General features: G+C 66.0%; 1 protein-coding gene. It reads right to left on the bottom strand.

All coding sequences use genetic code 11. From position 1 onward, the window contains the following. Positions 1-1,094 (bottom strand): HAMP domain-containing protein (locus DDE10_RS23095; RefSeq protein ID WP_162806816.1); only part of this gene is annotated, 1,094 nt, incomplete at its 3' end. Positions 1,095-1,453 lie beyond the last annotated feature (359 nt).

Below are 1,453 nucleotides of genomic sequence, written 5' to 3'. Positions count from 1 at the left end.
GACAGCGCCGCCGACGTCTCCTCCAGGCTCGCCGCATTGCTCTCCGTGCGCCGCGCCAGATCCTCCGATGCCTGCGCGATCTCGCCCGCGCCGGTACGAAGGCTCGCCGAGCTCTCGATCACCGAGCCGATCAGCGCCCGGAGGCTGCGCAGCGCCGCGTTGAAATTGCTGCGAAGCGCTGCATAAGCCGGCGGGAATTCCGCTTCGACCTCGGCGGTGAGATCGCCCTTGCTGAGCGCGTCGAGGCTCTGCTCGAGGGTCGCGGTGACGGCCTGCTGCTCGGCGGCGAGCCGAGCATCCGTCTCGGCACGATCCACGGCCGCTTGCCGGAACTGCTCGACGGCCTTGGCGATCTCGCCAAGCTCGTCCTGTCGCGCGCGGTGCGGCACCACGGCTTTGCCGCCATTGGCAAGCGTCGTCGTCACCTCGGCGACCTCGTTCATCGGCTTCGCGATCGTTCGGTTGATCAGCGTCCAGATGGCCACCAGTCCGCCGGCTGCCAGCAAGGTGAACAGGACCGCCCAAATGAATGCGGAGGTGGAAAAGGCACGGCCGTCCAGGTCGGCCTGGTTCGCGCGCTCGCGAACCTTGGTCCGGAGCCGCTGCAGCTGCTCGACGGCCGCCGTCGAACGGTCGCGAGCCTCGCCCTTCAGGATCGCTTCGGCGCGAACCAGATCACCGGAACGGCGCACGGCGATGAATTGGTCGTTGCTCTCGTAGAGCCCCGGAAGAAGCCCCTCCAGTCGCTCGAACTCGGGAGCGAGCTCGCCAGCCAGCGGCTCGAATTCATCGAGGGCCGCGCGAAGATCCACCCGGCTCTGCTCCATGCGACGTTCGAGCGTGCGAATCTCCTCGGCCGAGTCCGCGATGAAATCGGTGAACAGGATGATCCGGTGCTCGCGCAACTGGGCTTCGGCGCGGGCGAGCGAATCATTACCGGCAAGGCCACGCTCGACGTGACGATTGGCGATGAACGTCATCTCCCGGTTGGTCCATAAGGCATTGGTTGCCAGTGCCGTGAGCAGGACGCCGATGCAGCCGAAGGCAAGAAGGAGTTTCTTGGGCAGCCGCCAATTGTTGAGGGTCGCGATCATGCGCGCTTTTCCTTGAAGTTGATGAGTTCGCTGCAGGAGCAGCCTTTCATCTGACTTATAGGAGGAATGCCCTACTCCTTCCTCGCCTTCCCAAAAAAAGCAACTAACTCAAAACCATCATGACTGAACGGCCGCGCCCGGTGCGTCGGTGCGCGGCCGCCAGGATGCGGGCCGCTGTCGGTAGCGGCGCTAGAAATCCTTCCACTCGTCGGCGTCGGCGACATGGGCGAGGACGCGGTTGCCGTTGGCCTTGGGCGCGGCGATCGGCTTGACCGGGGAGACGTAGCCGCCCTTCTTCGGCGTGGCCGACGCGGCCGGGGCCGCCTTGCGCACCTTCGCTGGAGCGCGGCGCCCCTGAC

It is taken from the genome of Sphingosinicella terrae (assembly GCF_003347635.1).
Lineage (GTDB): Bacteria > Pseudomonadota > Alphaproteobacteria > Sphingomonadales > Sphingomonadaceae > Allosphingosinicella > Allosphingosinicella terrae.
This window is presented reverse-complemented; position numbering and strand designations above follow the sequence as displayed.